The following is a 26,258-nucleotide window of genomic DNA, read 5'->3' on the forward strand; positions in this document are numbered from 1 at the left end:
TCTATTGTGTCAATTATTGCTGTTCTATTTTGTTTCTTATTTAACACGGACTCGCATGCACAGTGGGGTGCTCCTTATTCAAATAGCTGGTTAAACGATCGCCATAAACAAGAATTTGTAAAAGTGGCTATCAATAAAGACGGAATATATAGGATTCCAGTTTCTTCACTTCCTGCTTCGTTTCCTAAGAGCGATCCGTCAAAATTTCAACTGTGGAGACGAGGTAAAGAGGTAGCGATTATTAGTGCTAACAGCACTGAGATTATTTTTTATGGTGTGAAAAATGATGGGAAGTCAGATGAGCTGCTTTATAGAAATACCTCATTTCAACCAGATCCAGCTGCGAGAACAAATCCTTATTTAAGTCTATATTCTGATGAGAGTGCTTATTTTCTTACTAATGCGGCAAGTGGCTCTGTAAGTAGAGCAAAGAATGTTTCGAGACCTATTGATAATGGACAGGCTCCTGTAAGTTATCACTTACAATCCGAGATTGTCACTTTTACCGATCAAGATTCTTACAGTCCCCAGAACAACTTTTTTACCTTAACTTTAATTCATAGCTTTCTCGAGAGCGGGAAGGGTATGACGAGTAAGATTTATGGAAAAAACGCTACTTTAACCCACCCGTTATTATTTGGCGATCCTGTCTTTTCTTACAAGTTTGACAATCTTGTCAGAGCTGAAAATCAGAAACCGGAAATAGAATTGTTGGTATATGGCAGAACAAATACCAATAATGATATATCACTTCAGGTAGGGAAAAATGCGGACGCGCTAAGAACCCTTTCCGGGAATTTAACAGTTCAGGGTTTTGGCGACGGAAAAAAGAAGTATCAATTAAATGTTGCGGATGATACTGATATTTCGTCTGATGGAAATTTTACTTTTAAATTGTTTTCGAATAAAGTTTCTTCTGATTGGAATGCAGTCGGGATGTATTCTCTTACCTATTACAAAATAGCATATCCTCAGTCATTTGATATGAAGGATAGAAAAAGTAAATATTTTACTCTGCTACCAACCGTTGAAAATAACAGCCGGATAAGAATAACTAATCCAGTTGACAGTCCATTAATTTATGATGTAACTGACTCTGAAAATCCAGTTTTATTAAATGGCTCTCTGATTAGTGGCATACTTGAAGTAACAGTGCCACGTACTGCCGCTCAGTCTCTTTCTCTATTAGTAACAAATGAAAAAAGTGAGGTTGCATCTTCAAAGATGGAGATTGTTAACATGCCACTAATTGAACCCTCAGAATATGATTATTTAATTCTGACGACTGAAAAGCTTAAAGAGGGAGCTATTGAGTATGCCAATTACAGGAAGTCGGCCGCCGGAAACTCTTATAACCCATTGGTAATATCGATTAATGACGTCTATAACCAATTCAACTATGGAGAGCCAAGTCCGGTAGCTGTACGACGATTTGTTGATTATATGCTTTCGAAAGGAATAAAGACAAAACATAATTTATTGCTGATCGGAAATTCAATTTCTTATGGTGATTCAACCATCAAAAATAAAGAGTTAAAAAATCAGGTTCCAACAGTTGGTTATCCGGGATCAGACCTCTTATTAGTTAGCGGTCTGGCGGGTGCCAAACTTGATGTCCCGGCTATTCCTGTTGGAAGAATTTCTGCAACTAATATAGCTCAGATACGAAATTATTTAGACAAGGTAAAGAGCTACGAGGAAGCGTCAAACGTAGATGTAGGCTGGAAAAAAAATGTGCTGCATTTGTCAGGAGGGAAATCAGCAGGTGAAATTATTCAGTTAAGAAGTGCATTAGAGTCACTGGTACCTTTGGTAGAAAATGGAAGTGTGGGAGGTTCAGTGAAGGTGTTTCAGAAACAAAGTACCATTGATGTAGAAAAGGTAAACATAACTCCCGAAGTGAATGATGGCGTAGGGATGATTTCTTATTTTGGACATGGTTCACCAACAATTACTGATTTGGACATGGGCTACGTATCAGATGCAACCAGGGGCTATCAAAATATCAATAAATACCCGTTGATGTATTTTAATGGCTGCGGCGTTGGAAACATTTTTAAAGGAAATACAGATGAGGATTATTCTTCGTCACTGCGAGAGCCATTGTCAGCCGACTGGCTATGTGCAAGGCAAAAAGGAGCAATAGCAATTATTGCCAATTCTTATTATACTTTCTTAACGTCATCCTCTATTTACATAAAAGAATTGTATACAAGAGTTTTTGAAGATCCATTAGGAGCTGGTTCGTCGATCGGTTTAATTCAAAAAGACATGGCTGCAAAAATTACGAGCGGCTCGTACGGTGCATATGAGCTTTCTAATTTACATCAATCTGTTCTACAGGGTGATCCATCAATGATCCTGATTCGTGAAGAATTACCTGATTATACTGTAAATCGGAATTTAGGTATTGTAATTCGTGCAGAAGAGAATAAGACAATTGCCCAGTCTTCAAAACTTAGCGTTGACGTAGCTCTACAAAATCTTGGAAGAAACGAAAATAAGATATTGCCGGTGCGAGTGCGATACATCTATTCGGACGGATCAATAGATACCAGAACAGAAAGTGCCGGCCCTATCTCCAAAGATGATACGGTTCGTCTGACATTTTCAAACACACGTCCGGTACAACGCATTGAAGTAAAGCTAGATCCGGCGAATACAATTCAAGAAAGCAACAAAGCAAATAATGATTCAGAATTACTTATTGAGTGGGATCTGATCAAAAATGAAAGAAGTTTTCCAGGTGGGCCGGTAAAAGATGTTATCGCTCCAATTTTAAATATCACATTTAATAATGAGGCTCTTAAAAATGGCGAAACGATTGGGAAAAATCCTGTTATCAGAATAGTCCTGGAAGATAATTCACTTGTCTTGAGTGATACTTCATTAGTGGATATCTCGCTCAAACTCTGTGGAGACAATTCATGTGATTTTAAACGTGTATTATACTCCGGCAATCAAATGCAGTGGTCATTAATATCCGAAAAAACTTTTGGTATCGAATATTTACCTGTAGGGCTAGTACCTGGAGAATATGAGCTCCTCGTTGGTGGCAGAGATTTGGCAGGTAACACTGCAGTTTACCAATATAGGATAATGTTCAAAGTATCTGATTCGCAAAATGGGCCGGTAGTGATAGCTAGTCCTAACCCTGCTACGGATTATGTTCAATTCAGAATCGATGGACTCCAAAACACAACTCTCGGCTCAGTAGAAAGCTACATATACGATACTCGAGGAAATATCATCGAAAGCAAAACTGTGATCGATGGAAGAAGGAGCTGGTATTGGATGCCAACGGGACGATCAGGGCTTTACTTATACAAAATAATATTTAAAGATAGCGCGGGAGAGCGAAGTTCAGTAACCGGTAAGATTATTGTAGCTAAATAGCTTGCAAAAACTAAAAGTTTTTATTTTTAATCCAATCCAACCACACCGCCAACGATATAACTCTTAGAACAGGAGAAGTAGCCCTGCCGGGCTGTTTTTCTCTATGCAGTAGGGTTACAAATGAGTTGAATTTTTTCAAGTCGACAAAATTCCATACCTGACTTTGGGGTGTTAAAAAATCAGAGGACTGCTTGTACAACCTTATAGCCGCGTCTCTTCCGTACAAACTAAATTTACCCTTATCTCCCCGACTTCTGATACTTTCTGGAAGAATGCCCTTCATTCCTTCTCTTAAATAGCCTCTTCTTCTTCCCTGACTATATTTAATTTCTAGGGGAACAGACATCGTTAATTCGAATAGATTATGGTCGAAAAACGGAAATTTTTCGATTACTCCATAATGTTTTCGAAGCGCATAAAGATGTTCTGCTGCGGATAAGGATTCGCCACCATAAATATCTTGAAAAGATACATTATCAACTCCGTGCAAACCACGTGACATAGTCTTGGGAAGATCTATTGCGTAACTGTCAATTTTAAGATTCTGGGAAAGCTCTTTGTTTAGCACAGTATTCGGATATACCTTCCCATTCCTTAATTTTTTTGAAGCGACAGACGCAATTTTAAGGAACAATGCGACACTGGAAGATATACCAAAAAAATCATGCACCTTGTAAACATGCGTTATAAAATCCGGAATACTTAGTTGATTCATTTTTCTTTGAAGCTGCCTGTAAAGAAAATGATTCAAATAAACCTCTTTCTTCTTTTTAACTGAGAAAGTATTCCATTGTTTATCTATGTGATAATATGGATAGACACACGCAGCAATACTAAGGATTTCAGCTAATTCAGTCCACTTAAACTGATCGTAAAGAATCTCAGGATATTCAATTCCAATCCCTACTATACCATCTCCATCGTGCCCGTTGAACATCGTATTTCCTCCAAGTTCACTGGCTTTTTTCAAAAGTGTATGAGTAATTGCAGATCCCGAGATCATATGTTCGGGGTAACCGTATAAGGACGTGTGAAGTATCAGGGCGTCCAAGTCATGTTCAGAGGGAGGAATAACATGATGCTCAGATTGAATTTTTTCAGCCACTTCAAGCGCCAGATGTTTCTCACTTTGTACTATTTTTTGCAGGTCAAGAAATAGGGTATGGATAGGTTGATCAGGATATAGTGCTCGTACCATACAAGAGATGGAGGAAGAATCTAACCCACCGCTTAACTGAGCGATAATTGGTTTGTTGTCGATTACACCACGTTCAATGGATTTGGCAAATAAGCTTTTGAATGCCTCTCCATACTCGCCAGCAGATTGAAGATTTGACCACTTTTCCGGCTTAAAAGTGAAATATGGAGTTTGCTTGAAGTTAGATCCAGCTTGATTAACCAGGATATTATGCCCGGGCAAGAGCCTTTTGATATTGGAATATGCCGTATCCGGATTGTAATAATTACTGTCATTGCTGATCAGATAATTTGATACCCAGCTTTCATTAATCGATACCTTATCAACAAGACCGTTGATGTTTATTAAAGAATGGATTTCTGTAGAAAAAGCAAATAGCTGAGAAGGTATGTATACGTAATACAATGGTATTACACCAAGTACGTGTCTGGATATACTGATTTCAGCAGTGGTATCATCATACCAGATAGACAGATATGGCTGACGCTCACTTGATTTGACAAACTCGTCAAAATCAAAACGACTTGTAAATTTTGAATCTTGGAGAAGATTAGAATTTACAAGTCGTTTTGAACTAGATTTAGTGTTGATGACTATACAATTATGATCATCTGGTTGTTCCTCAATCGAACAGATAGTTAAAGAAATATTCTCTAAAAGAAAGTTATTTCGTTTTATTCTGTCGATGAATAATCCTTTTTTTGACTTAATTTCTTTAAAAAAGATTGAACCCTCAATTACCACGATTCTTTGTCCTAAGAAAGGATTAGCCGTTTTTCTGAGTTTGGAAATTATCTGATGATCCACCAGTACCTCCTTTTGTCAACTTAGAAACAGTTCCTCTTTTTACTAATACCGGTTTGCGGTAAGATTTTTTCGTCTGTGTAGAGTGCAAATTTGTCATTTTAAATGTTTTTTAATGGTTTACAATATATCCGGTGTAAAATTAATAGGATTTTTTTTATTTCCAAATTTAAAAATTGAAACGACAACTTATTGGGAATATTTTAGAAATTTATAAGTACTTCATAAGCTTTACATTATCACTGTAAACGACCATATGATACGATGGTTCTAACTTTTCTAGATCCGGAATCAATAATTCCTTGCCCAATACAATCTGGGGTAGATTGGCAGTATTCGAAGGAAGCCTGTTCGTCATAAACCAGACCTGCATTGAGTCCATAACGTTTTATTCCGAGCGAATATGTAATGACTGATGTTGTATCGCTCTGTTCAACCACTGTTATGCCTTTTTCAAAAGGCAAATTACCAGACTGTAATGGCTGATCAATCTCTTCATAACGATACTCTTTGCTATCCAATGTGTTATACATATTTCCGTTCCATTTTAATTTCGAATCAATTGGGAAAATAAATGGAACGGTTATTTGATTATCTATATTTAATATCAATTTATCTGGAAACTGCTCTATCGAATATTCTTTAACTTTCAACCAGCTATCTGTCGCTGTATTGCGGGAATATCTGGAAATGATGAAAGTGGAAATCCCGTTTGCGCTTTTTGTCTCACGCACCACTTCATCTCTTTCCTGCCACGTTTTGAGAGATGGGCCAGTCTGCCCGGATGAATAAACTTCCTCTTTTACATCATAAACCTGATATACTCCAATTGATAAGGGGACATAACTTCGAGAATTTACCGGCTCAGTTGATGAATCTCCGCAAGATGTGAACCAGCAAGCTGTGAGTAGAATCAAGGCAGCTTTAAACCAGTTGGGCATTACGCGTGTGTGATGTATGTAAAAGTGGTGCATACTATTATTTGAAAATATGAAAGGTTTTCTTCTGTAAATTTAGCTTATATCAGAATTAAAAAATAATTTTGGATGTCAATAAAAACGCGTGCGTAAGAGAGTTAATGTTGCGGGTCATACTAATACTCAGTTTGCTGCATCATTCCGCTCCGCCAGCTTCTTCTTTAAAAACCCAACCAAAACATCCAATCCGGTATCAAACCTTGTATTATTATTAATGATGATATCTGCTTCAGACCGAAGTGGTAAAATATACTTGTCGTACGTTGGCGCTACGTGATGCTCCCAGCGGTAAAGAACATCATCCAGATCGTAACCGCGCTCGTTATTATCACGAATAATCCGTCTTTTTATTTTTACATGTTCTTTCGCATCGACGAATATTTTTAAATCGATAAGACGCGCAATATCAGGAAAATAGAGGACGAAAATTCCCTCAACGATGATAATCGGGCGAGGCTCGAAAACCAGAATTTCGGGTTTGATCAACGGGTTATTAAATGTATATTCTTTTTGCTGTACTTCTCGGCCTGCGCGAAGAACGGCAATATGCTCTGCAAAGAGATGGTGGTCAATCGTTTCCGGTAAATCAAAATTTTCAACCCCATTTTCATCTCTCGGAATCTCATGAATCGGCCGATAATAATTGTCCTGTGAAATTCTGCACACTTGCTCGGCTGGAAAGGAGTCGATCAGGCATTTCATGAAGAAAGTTTTTCCTGATGCGCTTCCGCCTGTTATACCGATGATATAGGGTTGTTTGTCGTGGGTTGTCATTATAATTTAAATTTCGGATTTACTCCGGATGGGCACACCAATGTGTTTAAGTAGTCAGATCAATTAATTTATTATGGCCAATTTTCCAGCTGTCTTTTCACTTCTATCGGAAGATACAACGATTATCAGATAAATTCCTGCCCGGGCTCTTTTGCCTGTGTAATCATTTAAGTTCCACGACGCTGTCCCACCTTGTGAACGCGTCTCAAATACCAGTCTCCCTGACAGGTCGGTTATCTTAATAATCGTATTATCCATAAGTCCTTTCACGCCGAGGTTACCCTCAAAATCTGGACGAACGGGATTTGGGAAGATGTTTACAGACGATATATTTTCCTGGGCCAAAGAAGCATCACTCCGGTATGCGACCATTCCGTTTGGAGTTTCGATAAATAACATACCGGATTCCTTCTCAAACTTTAAATCTTTTATACGACTGGAAGGCAAGGGACTATTTTCGGACGTGAATTGTTTAATAAGTTCTGTCCCATCCGCTGTAAACTGAAACAGACCGTTATCCGTTCCAATCCATTTGCGATTTCCGGACTCAACTGATATCGCGTTGCTGCGTTCATTCGCAAAAAGTTTACGCTGTCCGTAGATTGGTAAAATCGCATCGAGCCTGGGAGTGCTCATAACTTCATCCGGGATAAAATAACCAACGCCGCGGTCACTGGCAAACCAGATTAATCCGTCCTCATCGCTGGCCAGGCTATTAATTGCCGAAGAGGGCAAACCGCCATTTCCCGCTGCCACTGAAAGTATTCGTTGCTGGCTTGTAGAAACATTTTTAACCGAAATTCCGCCTCCCAGATATGAAGGAAGTTTTGTCCAAACCAACCCATTGAAATCAATTACAGAAGAATCCGTTTTTACTGTTATAGTTGTGTCACCTTCGAAAGGACTGTAAGATTTGAAGGCTCCATCCTTGTTACTCAAAAGCCCCTGCCGGGTGTCAGCGGTCCAGAAAAAATTATCGTTGAGCAAGGATGATCCCAGCAAGTTGAATAACGGGTTTTCATAAACATCCGTTTTTTCCTTATTGATGACCAGAATTTTATCTGACAACGTCACAAGATTTTCTGAGAAGGAAATGTTCGAACTTTCAGAAGAATAAACTAATTCCCAATCTGTGTTTTTCCTTTTAAAAATTCCCTTTCCGCTGAAACCTGCATATAACTTTCCATCTTGAAAAGAGATAGATATTGTCCTATAAGGTGCAGGAATCATTTTCCAGTTTGCAAAATATTGTCTGTTAATATTCGCCGAAAGTGAAGTTGCAAGTAATCCCTGAGAAGTTGCGGCAAAAAGCGAATCAGCTGTAAAAGTTATATCAGTAACCTGGGCTTCTGCGCCGTTTGGTCCGATATATCGATATGTCTCAACGACTTCACGTAATTTTGGGTTTAAAACAACAATCCCGAAGTTCGTTGCCAGATAGGCCCTTCTGTCTTTAAAAAGGATTTTGCTAATATTTTTGCCAGCCGGAAGATCAGTGGCATTTAACAGAAAAGACCAGTTGACAATCTGATCCGCTTCTTGATTTTCATTTAGATACGCCAGATCGAGATTCCCATTCCGATAAGCAAGCATCAGCAAATTTTCCGTAGAATCATAAGCCATCGCACTGATTCCAACATCATTCAGTCCGGTAGATTTCGAAAAGATCGTTATCTGATCATTATTTGGATCAATGCTGAAAAGCCCGTTGTAAGAAGAACAGAAAAGTTTGTTTCTTACTTTTAATACTTGCTTTGCCGAACGATAACTGAAATGAGATTCCCATGACCCGATTGGAATCTGTTGTGCAACTGAATAGGTTTTAAGAAAACCCAAAAGCAAAAGCAGTACAAAAGTGCGTATCATTCCACTTTTTCTTTTGGGTTAAAAATTATTTGTCAACCGTAACAATGGCCGAACCCGTTGCAACTCCTGTTCCGCAGCCACTTTTTAAAGAACTGATGGTATATTCGGTCGTTACTTTAGGAGAAACCGTGATCAGATAAGGGTTAAGAAAAGTGCCGTTTACAGCCGTTCCATCCGATAAGGTAAACGACCAGGGAGGTAAACCGTTTTTAAATTTAAGCGTAATACGCGTTGACCTTCCCCCTGAAATAAATGCTTTTCCGGAAACCTCCCCGATAGCCTTATTATTGGCAATAACCCTGATTTCTTCTTCTTTACTTGAAACCGCTGGCGAAGAAGAGATAATACGAATTTTTTGGGCTCTGACGGTATCGCCCGGCGAAACTGCCGAAGTGACTTTTGCAGTAAAGGTTGTTGGTGTAACAGTGGTAGGCAAATCAACAAATCTTCCGCTTTTATCCGTTATCTGAACAACAAACCGGTTGGTCGTTGAATAACGTCCAATGGTTTTATAAGGTATTTCGATGGTACTTCCCGCGCAAACCATAGACTGCGGTAGTTTTTCCATCGTAATACTCGCAGGCGGTGTAGTAACGGTAACTTTCGCACGTCCCGAGAATTTCCCAACACCGCAAAGCCCACCGGCTGATGAAATTTGATAATTGGTGTCGTGATAGGGTTTTACAGTAACTTTGTGAGGAGAATCCATGATGTTATTTTCATACGTTCCATCTGACAACAACACGAACCAAGGGCCGCCTCCATCAAAACGAACAGATAAATCTCCGGAGCCATTTTCAGGCAGATGCAGAGAATCTCTCTGCAATGTCGCAACGGTTGGCGCTGCAATACTGATATTGGCAACCTGACTGATCAAGTATGGAGCCGACGACATTACGCGTAACCGATAATCACCCGGCTTGTAGGTTGTAGGAATTTGTGTTGTAATATATCCCGTCGTGTCCGGCGAAGATATAGTTTTAAATGCCCCGGTACGTTCTGCGATCTGAACGACAAATTTGTTGCCAGCTTTAAATTTTCCGGTTGCACTAAATGGAACCTGGAACGGAATTCCGGAACAAACTCTGACGAGCTTGTCAACCTCTTTAAGTTCAAGCTTAGGTTCAGGATTATCATCTACATTAACAATTGGTTCACCAGTAGACGTTCCGCTTCCGCAAGCATTCGAAATGCCCACAATACTGTAAGCCTGAACATGTGTCGGTTTAACCGTCAGATAATGAGGATTAGATAAAGTCTGGTATACCGTTGTGCTATCTGAAAGACGGAAAGACCAGGGAGCCGTTCCATACAAATTTACTTTTAACTGAACTTCATGCCCTGGCATTACCCGGACAGCCTGCGTTCCATCAATAATTTCGATTCTGGCTGTCGGCGTCTGGAGTAGGCGAATTGGGACTTCCTGGCTCTTAATGACCGGGATTGTACTTAACACCTGAATTTTATAGACCTCTCCTCCAATTTTATAGGATGGAATAACGGCACGGATCGGTCCTGCTTTACTAGGTAAGGAAATTGGAATGGATTTTCCAGCCGGATCAATTAAATGGACAATGAAATTATTATCGGCATCAAACGGGCCTTCTGGTATAAATGGAACAGTGATCGTTGTGCCCGGACAAACTGTCAGATACGACAAATCGCCTGTTGTTATTTTATAAGCGTAAACAGTATCACCATTTGCCTTGGCAGCCTTTAAAACCTGTTCCTCTGCTTCTGCCTCAGTTAAAGTATCAGCAACTACTTCATTGGATTTTTTATCCTTTTTTCCTGTCGGATTGGTTAAAGTACTATCAGTCTGCGGCGTTGAAGGTACTTCCTGCGCAAGAACCCATGATGTGCTTATGAACAAAGCAAGGAAAGCAGTGATGAAGAATTTTGACATGTACAGTTGTTGAAACTTAATAATTAACGATTTTGAATATCAATTCATGGCAACAAGTGTCGTTCCTCTCAAAACAGGAACAACGTCATATAAATCTTTTTGCAAACAATATGCTATATCTTTCTGGATGCCCAAACGCTGCAACCTTCTAACGTGTGAAGAATTTGAGACTGCTGAAAGCAGATTTTCTTTACTTTGATTGTAAAGCCTTTGCGCCATCAGCGTTCCATCTTCTCTTAACATAAACTGATCCTTCAATTCTTCAGCGAGCGCTCCTGCAAACAATGTGTCTTCCAGGTTTGGTCTTCCTTTCCAGCCTGCACAAAGCACCAGCACATCGTACTGTTCGGATCTTAAATGATTAGCTAAGGCACCTAGATTTAAAAACGCACCTACCATAACCTTTACAGCGGAGGCCCGTGCTTTTGCAATAGACAACGTTCCGTTGGTCGTTGTCATTGCAATTTCAGATCCAATTAATCTCTCATTCATATAACTGAACGGAGAATTGTCAAGATCAAAACCTTCTACTTTATGTGCGTCGCGTTCGGCAGCGGCGATAAATCCTCTGTCCTGCAATAACTTACATTCTTCAACGCTGGCAACGGGTGTAATGCTTTTCACGCCATAAGCAAGGCCGGTAACCATGCAGGATGTTGCCCGGAAAATATCGGCAACAACAACAATCGAATTATCGAGTTTATGTAAGTGTAATAAGTCAGGCGTCAGACAAACATCAAGGTGTTTCATACTAAAAGTAATACGGAAATTTGAGTATTAAGTTTGAGAGATAGTGGAAGGTACCGGGCTGCGTTAAGGCCCGGTATCCAAATTTTTTAACCTTTTACGAAAGGTAATTTTACAACTTTCGCTTTTAACAGGCGGTCTCTCACCTTAACAAAAACTTCCGTTTCCGGTTTGCTGTAAGCCGTCGGAACATAACCCAAGCCGATTCCTTTTTGCAAAGTTGGCGATTGAGTTCCTGATGTTACGTCGCCCAGTTTATTTCCTTCTGCGTCACATAATTCGTAATGACCGCGAGGAATACCACGGTCGATCATTTCAAAACCAACCAGTTTGTTTTTCAAACCAGCTTCTTTCTGGCCTTTCAAATCTTCGGAATTGATAAAGTCTTTTGTGAATTTAGTAACCCAGCCCAGGCCAGCTTCCAAAGGAGAAGTTTTATCATCGATATCATTTCCATATAAACAGAAACCTTTTTCAAGGCGCAATGTATCACGTGCACCCAGACCAACCGGCTGGATATTAAATTCTTTACCTGCTTCAAATATGGCATTCCACATTTTCTCCGCATCTTCTTTCTGAATATAAATTTCGAATCCGCCTGCGCCGGTATAGCCTGTAGCTGAAATAATCACACCTTCGATGCCGGCCATTTTACCAACTTTGAAAGTATAATATTCCATGGAAACGAGATCCACTTCGGTAAGTTTTTGCAAAGTTGCTGTTGCATTTGGTCCCTGAACAGCAAGAAGACACAGATCGTCAGAAAGGTTTTTCATTTCAACACCTTCTGTATTGTGGCTTTGAATCCAGTTCCAGTCTTTTTCGATATTGGAAGCATTAACCACCAGAAGATATTCTTCAGCATTATATCGGTAAACCAATAAGTCATCAACGACGCCACCATCTGCATTCGGCAAATAGCTGTATTGTACTTTTCCGTCAAACAAAACAGACGCATCATTAGCAGATACTTTTTGGATCAAATCCAGTGCTTTGGGGCCTTTAACGCTAAACTCACCCATGTGCGAGACATCGAAAACACCTACATTATTGCGGACCGTGTGATGCTCTTCCATATCTGAGGAATAGCGTACTGGCATCTCAAAACCTGCAAAGGGTACTATTTTGGCACCTAATTGAACATGGACCTGATGTAGGGGAACAGTTTTCATAAAATGGTTTTTGGTTCTCTTTAAAGTACAAAAGTATGAAAAGCAGAACAAAGCGACGCAAAAATGTATGTTTAGAAATGAAGCTAACGAGGTTTTTGAAGTATATTGTGAAAAAGTAGGCTTTAAGACTTCTACGTAGGTCGAAAAATGAAAAATTAATCTATGAAAAAACAAATATTACCTTTCGTTATTCTTTCTCTTTTCCACCTTAGTACCAGCGCGCAAACGGCAACTTTTAAAGGAGAAGTGATCGATGACCAAATCAGCATTGGATATGGTGTGGTGACGGGCGATGTGGATGGAGACGGCAAACCGGATATTCTTCTGGCAGACAAAAAGGAGATTGTCTGGTATAAAAATCCGGGAGAGAAAACAGGCAAGTGGATCCGGTATGTAATCGCGAAAGATTTAACGGAACAGGATAATGTTTGTATTGCAGCGCGCGATATTGACGGTGACGGAAAAGTTGAAGTTGCCGTCGGGGCGCAGTGGAATCCTGGTGAAACAAAAAATAATAAACTTTCAGGAGCAGTATTTTATCTGGTCCCAACTGAAGACCGGACAACGCTTTGGGAACCAGTTCGTTTACATCATGAAGTAACGATTCACAGAATGCATTGGGTGAAGAAAACGGATGATACTTTTCAACTTATCGTACTGCCTTTGCATGGTGAAGGAAATGTGAATGGAGTAGGAGCGGGTGTGAAAATGATTGCTTTTGATGTTCCTGAAAATCGTAAAGGTCTTTGGGGGTATGATCTTATAGAAACCAATATGCATATGACACACAATTTTCAGCCTATGGAAGTTTCGGGCCGGTTTGCAGGCCTGGCTGTCGGCAGTAAAGAAGGTGTTCAGGTTTTTTTGAACGGCGTGGACGGTTGGGCACCTTCAGGAAACTGGATGGTACCTGGGCAGGGCGTTGGTGAGATCAGAATGGGGACGCTTGGGAAAAATCAGTTATTTTCCACCACCGTTGAGCCTATGCATGGAAACTCACTGGTCGTTTATTCAAAAGATAACCGTACAGTTTTGACTGATAAAATGAAGGAAGGACACGCACTTGCCTGTGCCGATTTCTTCGGGCAGGGCCGTGATCAAATTGTCGTGGGGTGGAGAAATCCGAATGTTGCCGATATAATGGGCGTGAGAATGTTCGTAGGCATGGACCCTGAGGGAAAAAAATGGCAGGAATATTCGCTTGATGATAAGATCAAAATTGCGTGCGAAGATTTAACGGTAACAGATCTGGATGGCGATGGCGATTTGGATGTAATTGCTTCCGGGCGTTCTACACACAATGTCGTGATTTACTGGAATCAGAAAAAATAGCATGAAAGTATAGTACTAACATTAGCTCTGTAGATTTAATAATATTTTCTGCCGCCTGAAATCCGATCGCGACGAGCTTCACGGTTTGAGCCCCGTGATAGCTCATTGAGTGGTGAAGTATTTGCTCAATATTTCCTTTGCATTGGCGATATGTCGACGCGCTTCTGATTGAATCCATAATCTGAATTATTAATCGAACTTTATGAAAGAATAGGCAACAAAAAAGAAACGTCAGCCTTGAATGGCTGACGTTTCTTCATATAATCTCAATTCGATTATTCCTGCAATTAGTCTCTCCTCCCCATTAACAGACTTACATAATAAAGTAAAGTTGCAAGAGAACCGATTGCAGCTACCAGATATGTTCTTGCTGCCCATTTCAAGGCGTCAGCCGCCATCACATATTCTCTTTCGTTAACAATCCTGTTGTTCTGAATCCAGGCCAAGGCTCTGTTACTTGCGTCATACTCAACTGGAAGTGTGATAAAACTGAATAAAGTGGTTACAGCAAATAAAGCTACACCGATCGCTAATGGAATTGGAGTTGTATTTAACAATAATACACCACCTAAAATAACCCATTGCATATAACGTGATGAAATACTTAAAAACGGTACCATCTGAGATCGGAATTTCAACCATTGGTAAGCCGTTGCATGCTGAACAGCGTGACCACATTCGTGTGAAGCGACCGCTGCCGCCGAAACGCTTCGTCCGTGAAATACATCCGGACTGAGATTCACAGTCTTGTCTTGCGGATTATAATGGTCAGTCAACTGGCCCTCCACAGACACCACTCTTACATCATAAATATTACTATCCCGAAGCATTTTTTCAGCAATCTCACGACCACTCATCCCGTTGCTCAGGCCAACTTGCGAATACTCTTCAAACTTACTTTTCAAACGCCATTGCACATACATGCTGATAGCCATGACGAGTATAATAATTACATATGAACCAGCCATATTTCTCTTTTTAGTTTTGTTACGAAAAATTAAATTTTAAAATAAAATGAGAGGAAATATCGGCACTTGACATTCAAGAAATCCTCTTTCCTAATATCCTTCTTTAATCTTTTCAATAAGTGCCGAAGTTGAATAACCTTTTACCAGAGCTATTGTTTTTACCTCGCCTCCATTACTTAGAACAAAATCTGCGCCAGCGATTGTTTCGACTGTATAATCGTCACCTTTTACCAAAATGTCAGGTTTTAACGCCTCAATTAACTGACTTGGGGTCTGCTCATCGAACAAAATGACAGCATCCACGAAGGACAAAGCTGCCATCAGACGCGCCCGTGCATATTCATTAACTACCGGACGAAGCGGCCCTTTCAAGCGGCTGACCGATGCGTCTGTATTCAATCCTAAAACCAAACGCCCGCCCAAGGCGTGCGCTTTTTCAAGGTAATCGATATGACCTAAATGTACAATATCAAAACAGCCATTCGTAAAGACAACCTTCTGGCCGGCTCTCTGCCAGTCTGCAATTATTTCTTTGGCTTCTTCGATACGTAAAATTTTACTTTCTGTTGAGTTCATTCTTCAAAACGGTTTCAGGTTCTATGACGGATTTAGTTATTCTGAGTAACGACTGCCGGTTCTTCTTCTGTTTTATTCTGGATTAAAACATACAAAAATGCAAGTGCTCCGACGACTAACATGAATAACATTTGTGTGCCATGTATGAATGTGGCCAGTGTGATACCGTCTTTCTGGGTCAAACCATATAACACCATTACGCTTCCAACCAACAAATGGTAAGCGCCGATGCCGCCCTGGGTAGGTGCAGTCATTCCGATGGATCCAACAACGAGTAAGGTCAGACCAGCCAATAAACCAAGCTGAGAAGTTTCCGGAATACAGAAAAACAGAACATATGAAACCAGATAGTAAAATACCCAGATCATTGCAGTGCTCAAAAAGAACATTCCTGGATTTTTAAGCTTTCTGACGCTCAGCAAGCCTTCCAGCATGCCTTGTAAAAAAGTGGCTATTTTTTGAACAATCGCATTTTCCATTAATTTGTTACGTAAGGAAGCACTGCGGAAAATAATGATTGCACCAATGATTACAGCAATAAAACCGATGCCTAAAATAATCAGTATCGGACTCGGGCCAGTACCTGGCTGTCCGTTACCCTGTATTTTACTCTGAAAAATTTCAGTAAAAAAGCTGCTTAAACGGTCAAATTCAAGAATGAAGTTGAGACCTATTAATCCCAGAAGAATGATAACATCGAAAATGCGTTCTGCTACAACCGTACCAAAGCTGAGGTTTACCGGAATTCTTTCCAGTCTGTACAATGTTCCGCATCGGGTAACCTCGCCCATTCTCGGAACAATATAGTTCGCAAAATAACCTGTTAATACAGAAATTGAGCTATTGACAATTCCCGGTTTATATCCAAGTGGTTCCATCAGCATCGCCCAGCGCCATGCTCTTGTAACATGCGCACATAGCAATAAAAAGCATGAAATTGCCATCCAGCGCCAATCAGCCTGACTAAATCTGTCAAGCATATCGGCTAGATTGATATCCTTGAATACAAACCAAATCAGACCACCCGCCAGTCCAAGCGAGATGATATAGCGAAGAGCGCTTTTCATAAAATTAAATCGTGATGATGAGTAGTAAGTTTGTTTTAACCTCGGGCTGTAACACTGATAATTTCGTTATTCTGATCAGGAAAAACAACCATCGGTTTGAAAGTTTTGGCTTCCTCCGGCGTCATGCTCGCATATGCAATGATAATGATAATATCGCCAATTTGCACTTTCCTGGCTGCTGCACCATTCAGACAAATCATCCCGGTTTTTCGTTCTCCTTTAATGACATACGTAACAAACCGCTCGCCATTGTTATTGTTTACAATATGAACCTGCTCGTTTTCAATTAAACCGGCAGCGTCCATCAAATCTTCGTCAATTGTGATACTTCCTACGTAATTCAATTCTGCCTGAGTCACCTTCACACGGTGAATCTTCGATTTCATTATGGTTATTTGCATTACTCAGCTAGATGAGTGAATATTAATATTTATGCATATCATTCCGGCAAAGTTACGGGAATAATACACACCCTTCAAAACATCGGGCTATCAGGCGTAGTTCCAATTTTAAAAATGCGGATAATTGTGAGATTTTTATTCAGATTAAGTGATTGTTAATCAGTGTAATGTGAGGTAAAGATTGATGCTTCAAATCCATGTTTAAATCTTAATTATGAATTAATGGAATATGGCGTGAACATATATCCGAACATCATTATATTTAAGCTCTGATTAATTCAATTCAGTATGAATGGATGAAACAACGCTTTTGACTATTATTAATCTTTTTTTTTAGACCAAACCCGATGAGTACAGAGAATAAACCAAAAGGTGTCACCCGTCGTGACTTTCTGCAGAAAACTACCGTGGCGGCAGTGGGAAGTTTTTTTATTGTTCCCAGAAACGTTCTTGGGAAAGGATTTATCGCACCGAGTGACAAGTTGAATATTGCCGGTATCGGTGTGGGAGGAAAGGGATTTTCGGATACCAATAATGCATGGAATAAGGGTGCTGAAAATCTGGTGGCGCTTTGCGACGTAGACTGGAACCAGGCTCAAAAGAATTTTGAATTACATCCTACTGCAAAGAAATACAAAGATTTCAGACGCATGTTTGATGAAATGGGGAAAGATATAGATGCGGTTACCGTTTCTACTACGGATCATATGCACGCTATTATTGCAATGGCCGCCATGCAGAGAGGAAAACACGTGTATGTTCAAAAACCACTAACACATGATATATACGAAGCGCGTATGCTTACGGAAGCTGCGAGAAAATATAAAGTCGTAACGCAGATGGGAAATCAGGGTGCTTCTAACCCTGCTCAAACTCAGATGAAGGAATGGTTTAAAAAAGGACTGATCGGTAATGTGCATGAGGCGCACGTGTGGACAAACCGTCCGGTTTGGCCGCAGGGAATTCCCGTTCCTGTTGGAAAAATGCCGACTCCGGAAGGATTGGATTGGGATCTTTGGGTGGGTTCTGCTGAATGGGTAGATTATAATCCGGCATGGCATCCATTTAAATGGCGTGGCTGGTGGAATTTCGGAACGGGAGCTTTGGGCGATATGGGATGTCACCTGATTGACCCTGCTTTCAGAACATTAGGTTTGGGTTACCCGACAGAATTGGAATGCAGTGCAGGTTCAGTTTTTATCAAGGACTGGACACCGGAATATATTCCCGAAGGTTGTCCGCCATCGTCACGCGTTCAGTTGAAATTCCCTGCAAACAAAATTAACAAGTCGGAAGTAACACTGACCTGGCATGATGGTGGTTTGCGTCCTTTCCACCCAGATTTGATTCCTGCAAACGACCCTCTCGGAGAGCCAGACAGTAGTAATGGTGTTTTATTGATCGGCGAAAAAGGAGTTATGACTTGCGGAACGTACGGTAAGGATCCAAAAGTATATCTAAAAAACGGAACCAAACTTGAATATAAGGATGGTGATTTTGGTAATAAATATACAGTAATGCCTGAATTCGGTCATCACGTTTCCTGGTCTGACGCTTGTAAAGCTGGTTACCAAAGCAAAGAACACAAAGCGCTGACATCATCGTTTGATTATGCTGGTCCTTTGACTGAAACTGTTATTATGGGTAATCTTGGTATCCGCAGCTACAACCTCCGCCAGGCAAGAGCGGATGGAAAAGGTTTTGACTACCCGGGACGCAAGAAACTGCTTTGGGATGGCAATAATATGAAAATTACAAACTTCGATGAAGCGAATCAGTTTGTGAAACGCACGTATCGTGGTGATTGGAAGTTGGAATCATAAAATTTAATAGCAACAAAAAAGGCCTCGTTCGAGGCCTTTTTTGTTGCTATTAAATTTCTAGAAAATAATATTATCAATCAACCGGACAGGGCCGAGGAAAGTTGCAATACAAAGTGCTGTCGTACCTGCTTCTGCGATGGTATGTATCGGCTGCAAAGTTTTGGTGTTGACAACCTCGAAATAATCAAGTTCAAATCCAGCCAGTACGTGAAATTCCAGTTGTACCGATTCTTTTACCTCTTCGATGTCGTCGCCGTTCTGTATCTTATCCTTTGCGTCGAGAAGTATTTTATAAATAATCGGAGCATGAGCTCTTTCTTCCTCACCAAGACGTCTGTTTCTGGAAGACATCGCCAGTCCATCCGTTTCTCTGATTGTAGGACAAATGATCAGTTCGAGATTGAAAGAAAGATCTTCAACCATTCTTTTTACTATCATTACCTGCTGCAAGTCTTTTTGTCCAAAATAAGCCCGGTGCGGTTCAACAATATTGAATAGCTTCGATACTACAATACCTACACCATTAAAATGTCCTGGCCTTGAAGCGCCTTCCATCACCGTTTCAAGCAAACCGAAATTAATCGTCAGCGTCGGTTTTTCAGGATACATTTCCTCAACCGAAGGAGCGAACACCGCAGAACATCCCGCATTTTCAAGCATCACACAATCCTCTTCCAATGTCCTTGGATATTTGGCAAGGTCTTCCGGATTATTGAACTGGGTTGGGTTAACGAAAATGCTGCAAACAACAATATCATTTTGTATTTTTGCAGTGTCTATCAGAGAAATATGACCTTCATGCAGCGCACCCATCGTCGGGATCAATCCAATACTTTTATTTTGGAGGCGTTGTTGAAGAAGAAAATTTTTTAGACTGGGTATTGAAGTAAAAACTTCCATGAAAAGAATTATAAGTAGGGAAGGTGCAGGATTAATTACAAACTGAACCTGTTTTTCCTAAATGTGAAAAGTGGTTAATCCGGCTTGTTCGCAGGGGGTTTCTGAAATATTTGGCATAGATAAGCCCAAACTCTGCGCAATATTACAATTAGTTTTGAATTTCTATTGAAAATGCAGATTTTTTTATGTAATTTTGCAAAACTTTTTTTCACAAACTGCTTTAAATATCTATGGACAAACTACGAATTTTGTATGTAGCCAGTGAAATCAATCCTTTTCTCCAGACCACAGATGTTGCCGATTATGTAAGAAGACTTCCGCAAGCAATGCAGGAGCGCGGGGCAGAGATAAGAATTTTGGTACCTCGATTTGGTCTAATCAATGAGCGTAAAAACAGGCTTCACGAAGTAGTTCGATTGTCAGGAATTAATATTACGGTTGGTGATGAAGAAAAACCACTTATAATTAAGGTTGCTTCTATCCCAAACGCGAAACTTCAGGTTTATTTTATAGATAACGATGATTATTTTCACCGTAAATCTGTATTCTTCGACAAGGAGAATAATTTCTACGATGATAATGATGAACGTGCGATTTTCTTTTGCAAAGGTGTTTTAGAAACAGTTAAGAAATTGGGATGGGCGCCTGATGTTGTGCATTGCAACGATTGGATGACTGCTTTGATTCCGATGTATCTTAAAACTACTTATCGTAACGATCCGATGTTTAAGGATACGAAAAGTGTATTTACAGTGCACAATAATGCATTTGATTATAAATTCGACGCTGACTTGATGAGCAAGGCAAAAGCGATTGATGTGAGTGATGAGGCCTTGTCTCACCTTCATTCAGCAGATTTCGAAGGTTTTGTTAAAATTGGGTGTGCATATGCTGATGCGGTGGTTAAAGCGGAGGAACATTGCAGCGAAAGTTTAAACCAGATTTTCAATGATGCACCGAAACGGGTAGAGCTTGACGAAGAGGAAGAAAAATTCTCAGAATCATATTATAATCTGTATACTGATTTGATGAGTTAATCAGAAATAAAATATAAAAAAAGCGGCGGCCATAATCTGGTCGCCGCTTTTTTTTATCCAGTATTTTCTTGAATGGCAATAAAGGTAAATTTTTAGATCATCACGAAATTATCCAATCTCGAATTTTTAATATTTTTTAAGATGTAAATCCTTCATAATGAATATACTAGTGTGTGTTCGAACACTCTGTTGAAATTGGATAATTTTCAGTATTTTATTTGTTATCGACTACTTATTGACATTTATTTGCATTCAATATTATACACACATTTTAAAATTAATTGCAAAAACATGTGCGGAATTGTTGCTTATATTGGGATTAGGGATGCCTATCCACTAATTATTAAAGGTCTGAAAAGACTGGAATACCGGGGGTACGATAGTTCCGGCGTTGCCTTGCTGGAAAATTCGGAATTGAATATTTATAAGAAAAAGGGAAAGGTTTCAGATCTGGAAAATCAGCTTGCTGATAAAAAACTGAATGCGAAAATTGGCATTGGTCATACGCGTTGGGCAACACATGGAGAACCTAATGATGTCAATGCACATCCACATTTTTCGAATGATCACAAGCTGGCAATTATTCATAATGGAATAATTGAAAACTACGCTTCAATTAAACAAAACCTGATCGGCAAAGGCCACATTTTTCAGAGTGCAACCGACACAGAAGTTTTAATCCATTTCATTGAAGATATTCAAAAAGAAACAGGCACTTCACTGGAAGAGGCAGTAAGACTTGCCTTGCTTGAAGTTGTCGGAGCTTATGCCATTGTTGTGATATCGGTCGATTTTCCTGATCAGCTGATTGCTGCGAGAAAAGGGAGTCCTTTGGTTATAGGCGTCGGTGAAAATGAATTTTTCTTTGCTTCCGATGCTACACCGATTATAGAATACACAAAAGACGTTGTGTACCTGGATGATTATGAGGTTGCCGTTATTCGTGATGGACAGCTTAGTATTCAAAATCTGGATAACACACAGAAAGTCCCTTACATCCAGAAGCTGGAAATGGAACTCGAGACCATCGAAAAAGGAGGGTATGACCATTTCATGATCAAAGAAATTTTTGAACAGCCACGTTCTATTGCTGACAGTATGCGTGGGCGTTTAAGGGCAGAAGAAGCACATTTGCAGCTAGGGGGCTTAGCTGGTTATATAGATAAATTGGCTGCATCAGAACGGATTGTGATTGTCGGCTGCGGTACTTCCTGGCATGCTGGTCTGGTGGCCGAGTATCTTTTTGAAGAACTGGCGAGAATCAATGTGGAAGTCGAATATGCTTCCGAGTTTAGATATAGAAATCCGGTTATTAAGGAAAATGATATCGTCATCGCTATCTCACAATCTGGTGAGACGGCCGATACGCTGGCTGCCATTGAGCTGGCCAAATCAAAAGGTGCAACGATATTTGGCGTTTGTAACGTGGTAGGTTCTTCTATTGCACGTGCTTCACATGCTGGTGCATACACCCACGCAGGTCCGGAAATTGGAGTGGCAAGCACCAAAGCATTTACAGCACAAGTGACGGTTTTGACATTGATTGCTATCGCAACTGCAAAAAGGAAAGGGACGATTTCTGAGGAAACATATCGTCAGCTTTTGGTTGAGCTGGAAACAATTCCGGCAAAAGTGGAGCAGGTATTTGAAAACGCTTCTAAGATCAAGGAAATAGCCTTCATCTTCACCTATGCGAGAAATTTTATATACTTAGGAAGGGGTCTTAATTTTCCGGTTGCATTGGAAGGTGCGTTAAAATTGAAGGAAATTTCTTACATACATGCAGAAGGTTATCCCGCAGCTGAGATGAAGCATGGGCCGATCGCCCTGATCGATGAAGATATGCCGGTGGTTTTTCTGGCAACCAAAGACAGCTCGTACGAGAAAATCGTATCTAATATTCAGGAGGTCAAGGCGAGGAAGGGACGCGTAATTGCTATTGTTACCGAAGGTGATAGCTTAATTCCTGGAATGGTCGACTTTGTTATTGAAGTGCCCAAAGTACATGAAATACTTACACCCTTGGTTTCAGTTATTCCCTTGCAATTACTTTCCTACTATATCGCGGTAATGCGTGGCCGAAACGTGGACCAGCCAAGAAATCTTGCAAAATCGGTGACGGTTGAATAGAATTATTTATTTCTCATCTCAAATATAAATAAGAAACCCGTCCTTGTGGCGTTGGTTTCTTATTTGCTTAAGCTGACTTCGATTAATCAATAAGTAAAAATAATATAGAGCAGATTTCGTTAGCTTTGCAGGCAAAATTTCTGTCGAAAGAATTAATCTGATCAATGCGAAACCATTTCTCTGCATTCTTATTTTTTACTGTTTTATCAATCCTGCTTTTCTCTTGTGGAAAAGATGATCAAACCTACGTTCCCAAACCAAAAGGTTTTAACCGAATCGAATTACCGCCGCAGCTTTATCAGAAATTAACGGAAGATCACCCTTATTCTTTTGAATATTCCAAGTCGGCCAGAATCCTTCCCGATACTTTTGCACTCGCCGGAAAAGACTGGATATATATCTATTACCCGCAATTTAATGCGAATATTCAGCTTACTTATAAACCTGTAAAAAATAGCCAGACGCTTTTGAAAGACTATATCAATGATTCTTTCAGGCTAACCGGAAAACACCAGGTGAGGGCTTCATCTATTCAGGAGCAACGATTATTGACAGACCATAATCTAACTGCGATGCTTTTTAAAATAGAAGGCGACGTTCCAAGCCCTTATCAGTTTTATACGACTGATAGCACAAAGCACTTTTTGCGTGGCGCTATCTACTTTTCAACGGCGACTAAAAACGATTCTTTAACGCCCGTTATTAATTTTATACAGAAAGATATGATCCATCTTCTCAATACTCTGCAGTGGAGATAAAGTATCTCAGACTGTTGTAGTGAAAAGCATTAGGATGTATCTTTGAAATCAATACTTAACACTTCTCAAAAAATGGCCAGAAAGCAAATCAAAAATCAGCTCCCGCTCGATTTTTCAGTCCGCGGAAACAGAATCATTCTGCATTTGGGGCAAATGGAAAGTCAGCGTGCTGCCAACGAACTTTTCGAAGGATTGGTAGATGGAGATTGGATTATTGAACCGACCGGAGAAGTTGCAGATGTTTCGTATGCACAGGATATTGTACATCAGATCGGGCACAAATTGCCCTATCCCGAAGGAATCAAGATTGCGCAGCTCCACAACATTGATCCGATCTTCAAGGGATTCTCATCGATGTATCACCAAAAAGGCTGGGTTTTTGTAAATGCGGCTTCTGAAATTAACGAACGGAATTATCATATTCACCTGCTTACTGTTTCCCTTGGATTGCACAGCTCTTATGCAAATCCGGTGTCGCTGGCTAATCGTTCCGAGCAGTTGATTTTCGATGCATTGCTTCCATACAAGGATGTGGAAAGTTTTTTTAGAGATGATATCTCAAAAATTCCTGGATTTTTGGCATCTGATATTGCTAACTTTTTTAAAGTTCCATTCCCGATGGTATTGAAAAGGGCACTTCAATTGAGGATTATCTCGGATGAACAATATAGAAATTTCATGACGGTGAAGCCGGCATCCTCCGCAAAACCGAGAGAACTCTTTATTTCAAAAGAAGGAAATATCGACGATCTGGAAGCTCAGTTATTTGCGGAAGGTTTGGGTGAAGGAGAATAAAATTTACTTTTATACATCCAGATTACTCAAGTCGGGCAAAGGGCTGACGGAGGTCCAGCCTCCATCTACGATCAAACTTTGACCGGTAATATGTCCGGAATGCGGAGAGAGCAAAAATAATGCGGCATTGGCGATATCTTCACAAATCGCCGGTCTTCCCATCGGCGTAATAGATGACCACGTTTTCGGATAAGTCGGATCGGTGGCCAATGTTCTTTCGGTTAAAGTTGCGCCGGGCGCCACTGCGTTAATTGTAATTCCATGCGGAGATAATTCCAGAACAAGATTTTTGGCTAGCATTTCCAACCCGGCTTTTGTCATCGCATAAGCGCCAAGAAATTGGTGGGACTGGTGTCCAACAACAGAGGACATTAGTAAAATCCTCCCGCCCGACTTCTGTGACCGGATTTGCCTTGCCGCTGCCTGGGTTAATAGGAAAGATCCCATTAAATTGACTTCGAGAACTTTTTGTAAATTCTCTTTCGGGTATTCAAAAAAATCTCCAAAAAGGGTAATTCCAGCATTTGCCACAGCAATAGTCAATTTTCCAAAACAGCTGACTGCTTCCTCAACCATTCCATCGATTATTTCGGATTGCGATGCATCGCCACCAAATGCGATGCATTCGCCACCTAGTCCGCGTATTGTTTTGGCAGCCTGAGATGCGAGATCTGCGTCGGCATCGTTCAAAATTACTCCAGCTCCCTTAACAGCTAATTGTTTTGCAATCTCAAATCCTATTCCTTGTCCTGCGCCGGTGACAATAGCAACTTGATTATTAAATAGTTGGGTGCTCATGATTTTAGTGGGGTTGGTTTTATTGTCAGTCAGGTGATTTGATATCTTTTTCATCACTCGGACTTTTTTACCGGTCGGATGGCGAAAAGCCGTCCGACCGGGTCGCTCGATCAAAATTTTTATGTGCGACCGGTCCAACGGTTTTTTTTACCGTCGGACCGGTAATGAAAACTATTTTGCAGTTCGAGTATAAATTACAATCTATTAAAATATAAACTCTTTCATTTTCTCTGATAGAACCTGTTTTGAAAGTTTTAAAAATTCGGACCTATCCTTTGGAATGTTAAGTACCAAGTGAGCTTTTTCATGATTACATAACTTTTCATTCCTTGTTAGTGTATACTCTTTTACAGAACTAAATTCCCACCTCTCAATTTCTTTAACCAAACCGGCTTTTAATGGATTTTGGTGAATATAATGAAAACAAGTTTCAGCGTATAAACCGTAATGTTCCAGAGATTTGGCTTTTGTATGTTGTTGAAATAACGAACCAGTTCTGTTTTCTTGTTTATTAATAGCTTGCGAATACGAGCTTAAAATAATTTGAAATGCCTTGTTAATTTCCTTCTCCTGAGATTTTTCTTTTGGTTCAATCAAAAAATGGAAATGATTTGGCATTAAGCAATAGGCTAATAAATCACAATGGATCAGAAGATACTTTTCTATTTTCTTGATAAAATAAAGATAATTTCCATAGTTGAAAAAGATCTTTTGCCTGTTATTACCTCTGTTGTACACATGGTACAATGTATTTGGTTTGAATTCCATGAAGTGTGTGTTAGTTGTGTAATTTTTTACCGGTCGGACGGCGAAAAAGCCGTCCGACCGGGTCG

The 26,258-nt window shown here is 40.1% G+C and carries 22 protein-coding genes; 7 read left to right on the forward strand and 15 right to left on the reverse strand.

The window, feature by feature from the left end; translation table 11 throughout:
- The first annotated feature begins 6 nt into the window (after positions 1 to 6).
- Positions 7 to 3,396, forward strand: coding sequence for a putative type IX secretion system sortase PorU2 (gene porU2 / locus BMY70_RS05220; RefSeq protein ID WP_177196962.1), 3,390 nt, complete (start codon positions 7 to 9; stop codon positions 3,394 to 3,396).
- A 10-nt stretch (positions 3,397 to 3,406) separates the two neighbouring features.
- On the opposite strand, the gene BMY70_RS05225 is transcribed toward porU2, so the two are convergent.
- The 8 genes from BMY70_RS05225 to gcvT all read right to left on the reverse strand — a co-directional run bounded on the left by BMY70_RS05225 (position 3,407) and on the right by gcvT (position 12,840).
- Positions 3,407 to 5,401, reverse strand: coding sequence for an asparagine synthase-related protein (locus tag BMY70_RS05225; protein WP_177196963.1), 1,995 nt, complete (start codon positions 5,399 to 5,401; stop codon positions 3,407 to 3,409).
- Positions 5,361 to 5,498, reverse strand: a complete 138-nt coding sequence (locus tag BMY70_RS31655) for a lasso RiPP family leader peptide-containing protein (RefSeq protein ID WP_143072059.1) — start codon at positions 5,496 to 5,498, stop codon at positions 5,361 to 5,363. The genes BMY70_RS05225 and BMY70_RS31655 overlap by 41 nt, the downstream gene beginning before the upstream one ends.
- A gap of 139 nt (positions 5,499 to 5,637) precedes the next feature.
- A complete protein-coding gene (locus BMY70_RS05230; RefSeq protein WP_090332977.1) occupies positions 5,638 to 6,372 on the reverse strand; it encodes a hypothetical protein in 735 nt (244 codons plus the stop codon).
- 126 nt (positions 6,373 to 6,498) lie between these two features.
- A complete protein-coding gene (locus BMY70_RS05235; RefSeq protein WP_090332979.1) occupies positions 6,499 to 7,149 on the reverse strand; it encodes a uridine kinase family protein in 651 nt (216 codons plus the stop codon).
- Between the two features lie 63 nt (positions 7,150 to 7,212).
- A complete protein-coding gene (locus tag BMY70_RS05240; RefSeq protein WP_090332982.1) occupies positions 7,213 to 9,015 on the reverse strand; it encodes a PorZ beta-propeller-like domain-containing protein in 1,803 nt (600 codons plus the stop codon).
- Between the two features lie 25 nt (positions 9,016 to 9,040).
- A complete protein-coding gene (locus BMY70_RS05245; protein WP_177196964.1) occupies positions 9,041 to 10,921 on the reverse strand; it encodes a hypothetical protein in 1,881 nt (626 codons plus the stop codon).
- A gap of 39 nt (positions 10,922 to 10,960) precedes the next feature.
- Positions 10,961 to 11,671, reverse strand: a complete 711-nt coding sequence (locus BMY70_RS05250; RefSeq protein WP_090332984.1) for a 2-phosphosulfolactate phosphatase — start codon at positions 11,669 to 11,671, stop codon at positions 10,961 to 10,963.
- 86 nt (positions 11,672 to 11,757) lie between these two features.
- Positions 11,758 to 12,840 carry a glycine cleavage system aminomethyltransferase GcvT gene (gene gcvT, locus BMY70_RS05255; RefSeq protein WP_090332987.1) on the reverse strand — a complete coding sequence of 361 codons (1,083 nt, stop codon included), beginning with the start codon at positions 12,838 to 12,840 and terminating at the stop codon, positions 11,758 to 11,760.
- Positions 12,841 to 13,002: 162 nt separating this feature from the next.
- On the opposite strand from gcvT, the gene BMY70_RS05260 reads away from it, so the two are divergent.
- On the forward strand, positions 13,003 to 14,172 hold the full coding sequence (locus BMY70_RS05260) for an FG-GAP repeat domain-containing protein (RefSeq protein WP_090332990.1): 1,170 nt from the start codon (positions 13,003 to 13,005) through the stop codon (positions 14,170 to 14,172).
- Positions 14,173 to 14,459: 287 nt separating this feature from the next.
- On the opposite strand, the gene BMY70_RS05265 is transcribed toward BMY70_RS05260, so the two are convergent.
- The 4 genes from BMY70_RS05265 to panD form a co-directional block, all read right to left on the reverse strand.
- A complete protein-coding gene (locus BMY70_RS05265) occupies positions 14,460 to 15,140 on the reverse strand; it encodes a zinc metallopeptidase (protein WP_177196965.1) in 681 nt (226 codons plus the stop codon).
- 90 nt (positions 15,141 to 15,230) lie between these two features.
- Positions 15,231 to 15,716 (reverse strand): D-glycero-beta-D-manno-heptose 1-phosphate adenylyltransferase, encoded by a 486-nt coding sequence (gene rfaE2, locus BMY70_RS05270; protein WP_090332993.1) that lies wholly within the window; start codon positions 15,714 to 15,716, stop codon positions 15,231 to 15,233.
- Between the two features lie 32 nt (positions 15,717 to 15,748).
- On the reverse strand, positions 15,749 to 16,783 hold the full coding sequence (locus BMY70_RS05275; RefSeq protein WP_090332996.1) for a lysylphosphatidylglycerol synthase transmembrane domain-containing protein: 1,035 nt from the start codon (positions 16,781 to 16,783) through the stop codon (positions 15,749 to 15,751).
- A 35-nt stretch (positions 16,784 to 16,818) separates the two neighbouring features.
- Positions 16,819 to 17,184: an aspartate 1-decarboxylase gene (gene panD / locus BMY70_RS05280; RefSeq protein WP_090332998.1), complete on the reverse strand. Its 366-nt coding sequence runs from the start codon at positions 17,182 to 17,184 to the stop codon at positions 16,819 to 16,821.
- Positions 17,185 to 17,531: 347 nt separating this feature from the next.
- On the opposite strand from panD, the gene BMY70_RS05285 reads away from it, so the two are divergent.
- Positions 17,532 to 19,007 (forward strand): Gfo/Idh/MocA family protein, encoded by a 1,476-nt coding sequence (locus BMY70_RS05285; protein WP_090333002.1) that lies wholly within the window; start codon positions 17,532 to 17,534, stop codon positions 19,005 to 19,007.
- Positions 19,008 to 19,064: 57 nt separating this feature from the next.
- On the opposite strand, the gene panC is transcribed toward BMY70_RS05285, so the two are convergent.
- A complete protein-coding gene (gene panC, locus BMY70_RS05290; protein WP_090333004.1) occupies positions 19,065 to 19,907 on the reverse strand; it encodes a pantoate--beta-alanine ligase in 843 nt (280 codons plus the stop codon).
- A gap of 230 nt (positions 19,908 to 20,137) precedes the next feature.
- Between panC and BMY70_RS05295 the strand changes: the two genes are divergently transcribed.
- The 4 genes from BMY70_RS05295 to BMY70_RS05310 all read left to right on the forward strand — a co-directional run bounded on the left by BMY70_RS05295 (position 20,138) and on the right by BMY70_RS05310 (position 24,627).
- On the forward strand, positions 20,138 to 20,944 hold the full coding sequence (locus tag BMY70_RS05295) for a glycogen/starch synthase (protein ID WP_090333007.1): 807 nt from the start codon (positions 20,138 to 20,140) through the stop codon (positions 20,942 to 20,944).
- 291 nt (positions 20,945 to 21,235) lie between these two features.
- Positions 21,236 to 23,074, forward strand: coding sequence for a glutamine--fructose-6-phosphate transaminase (isomerizing) (gene glmS, locus BMY70_RS05300; protein WP_090333010.1), 1,839 nt, complete (start codon positions 21,236 to 21,238; stop codon positions 23,072 to 23,074).
- A 164-nt stretch (positions 23,075 to 23,238) separates the two neighbouring features.
- Entirely contained in the window at positions 23,239 to 23,832 is a 594-nt protein-coding gene (gene gldD, locus BMY70_RS05305) for a gliding motility lipoprotein GldD (protein ID WP_090333017.1), read from the forward strand.
- Positions 23,833 to 23,904: 72 nt separating this feature from the next.
- Entirely contained in the window at positions 23,905 to 24,627 is a 723-nt protein-coding gene (locus BMY70_RS05310) for a hypothetical protein (RefSeq protein WP_090333019.1), read from the forward strand.
- A 9-nt stretch (positions 24,628 to 24,636) separates the two neighbouring features.
- On the opposite strand, the gene BMY70_RS05315 is transcribed toward BMY70_RS05310, so the two are convergent.
- Both BMY70_RS05315 and BMY70_RS05320 read right to left on the reverse strand, forming a co-directional pair.
- Positions 24,637 to 25,425, reverse strand: coding sequence for an SDR family NAD(P)-dependent oxidoreductase (locus tag BMY70_RS05315; protein ID WP_090334735.1), 789 nt, complete (start codon positions 25,423 to 25,425; stop codon positions 24,637 to 24,639).
- Positions 25,426 to 25,629: 204 nt separating this feature from the next.
- Positions 25,630 to 26,193, reverse strand: coding sequence for a transposase (locus tag BMY70_RS05320; protein ID WP_090333022.1), 564 nt, complete (start codon positions 26,191 to 26,193; stop codon positions 25,630 to 25,632).
- Positions 26,194 to 26,258: the final 65 nt, after the last annotated feature.

The organism is Dyadobacter koreensis, assembly GCF_900108855.1.
Taxonomy (GTDB): domain Bacteria; phylum Bacteroidota; class Bacteroidia; order Cytophagales; family Spirosomataceae; genus Dyadobacter; species Dyadobacter koreensis.

Excerpts from the sequence above, each read along its gene's own strand:
- BMY70_RS05295 (WP_090333007.1), top strand. The coding sequence starts at position 20,138 with ATGGACAAACTACGAATTTTGTATGTAGCCAGTGAAATCAATCCTTTT.
- BMY70_RS05240 (WP_090332982.1), bottom strand. The coding sequence starts at position 9,015 with ATGATACGCACTTTTGTACTGCTTTTGCTTTTGGGTTTTCTTAAAACC.
- BMY70_RS05260 (WP_090332990.1), top strand. The coding sequence starts at position 13,003 with ATGAAAAAACAAATATTACCTTTCGTTATTCTTTCTCTTTTCCACCTT.
- gldD (WP_090333017.1), top strand. The coding sequence starts at position 23,239 with ATGCGAAACCATTTCTCTGCATTCTTATTTTTTACTGTTTTATCAATC.
- BMY70_RS05230 (WP_090332977.1), bottom strand. The coding sequence starts at position 6,372 with ATGCACCACTTTTACATACATCACACACGCGTAATGCCCAACTGGTTT.
- BMY70_RS05310 (WP_090333019.1), top strand. The coding sequence starts at position 23,905 with ATGGCCAGAAAGCAAATCAAAAATCAGCTCCCGCTCGATTTTTCAGTC.
- panD (WP_090332998.1), bottom strand. The coding sequence starts at position 17,184 with ATGCAAATAACCATAATGAAATCGAAGATTCACCGTGTGAAGGTGACT.
- BMY70_RS05245 (WP_177196964.1), bottom strand. The coding sequence starts at position 10,921 with ATGTCAAAATTCTTCATCACTGCTTTCCTTGCTTTGTTCATAAGCACA.
- BMY70_RS05315 (WP_090334735.1), bottom strand. The coding sequence starts at position 25,425 with ATGAGCACCCAACTATTTAATAATCAAGTTGCTATTGTCACCGGCGCA.
- BMY70_RS05275 (WP_090332996.1), bottom strand. The coding sequence starts at position 16,783 with ATGAAAAGCGCTCTTCGCTATATCATCTCGCTTGGACTGGCGGGTGGT.
- BMY70_RS31655 (WP_143072059.1), bottom strand. The coding sequence starts at position 5,498 with ATGACAAATTTGCACTCTACACAGACGAAAAAATCTTACCGCAAACCG.
- BMY70_RS05235 (WP_090332979.1), bottom strand. The coding sequence starts at position 7,149 with ATGACAACCCACGACAAACAACCCTATATCATCGGTATAACAGGCGGA.
- BMY70_RS05285 (WP_090333002.1), top strand. The coding sequence starts at position 17,532 with ATGAGTACAGAGAATAAACCAAAAGGTGTCACCCGTCGTGACTTTCTG.
- glmS (WP_090333010.1), top strand. The coding sequence starts at position 21,236 with ATGTGCGGAATTGTTGCTTATATTGGGATTAGGGATGCCTATCCACTA.
- BMY70_RS05320 (WP_090333022.1), bottom strand. The coding sequence starts at position 26,193 with ATGGAATTCAAACCAAATACATTGTACCATGTGTACAACAGAGGTAAT.
- panC (WP_090333004.1), bottom strand. The coding sequence starts at position 19,907 with ATGGAAGTTTTTACTTCAATACCCAGTCTAAAAAATTTTCTTCTTCAA.
- rfaE2 (WP_090332993.1), bottom strand. The coding sequence starts at position 15,716 with ATGAACTCAACAGAAAGTAAAATTTTACGTATCGAAGAAGCCAAAGAA.
- BMY70_RS05250 (WP_090332984.1), bottom strand. The coding sequence starts at position 11,671 with ATGAAACACCTTGATGTTTGTCTGACGCCTGACTTATTACACTTACAT.
- BMY70_RS05265 (WP_177196965.1), bottom strand. The coding sequence starts at position 15,140 with ATGGCTGGTTCATATGTAATTATTATACTCGTCATGGCTATCAGCATG.
- gcvT (WP_090332987.1), bottom strand. The coding sequence starts at position 12,840 with ATGAAAACTGTTCCCCTACATCAGGTCCATGTTCAATTAGGTGCCAAA.